General features: G+C 42.3%; 1 protein-coding gene. It reads left to right on the top strand.

Annotated features, from left to right (window positions below):
- Window positions 1–255: hypothetical protein (locus AK963_RS36425; RefSeq protein ID WP_238593918.1), on the top strand; the 255-nt coding region annotated here is incomplete at its 5' end.
- Between the last annotated feature and the right edge of the window lie 130 nt (window positions 256–385).

The raw sequence follows: 385 nt of genomic DNA, 5'->3' as shown, positions 1-385 counted from the left end.
CGAAGATATCGTGGATTGCTGCTGCGAGGCCTGGAACAATCTATGCGGCGAAGCTGGACGTCTATTCAGTTTATGCTCTCGTCAGTGGGCAGTTATACAGTAGTTAGAAAAAGCAATTGGTATAAATTGACAGGACAAGTCCAATTTGAATCTGATGGTAGTACCAGCAGGCTGAAAGATATAGCAAGCCGACTCTCAGAAAAGGGGCATAGAATGAAAGGAGTGCTTGCCCAAGTGAATAGCGTGGCTGAATGAGGCTAGGGGAATGTAATTTAAATTGTGTAAACGCTTGTCGTTAATACTCCAAAATGGAGAATAACAATGAGCGTTGAAATCAACGAAAAACTGGTAGATCAAATAGCCAGTCAGATTAAAACTCAGGATG

Origin of the sequence: Endozoicomonas atrinae (genome assembly GCF_001647025.1) — a bacterium.
Classification (GTDB): domain Bacteria; phylum Pseudomonadota; class Gammaproteobacteria; order Pseudomonadales; family Endozoicomonadaceae; genus Endozoicomonas; species Endozoicomonas atrinae.
Note: the sequence above shows the minus strand (reverse complement) of the source record. Positions and strands in the feature narration are given on the sequence as shown.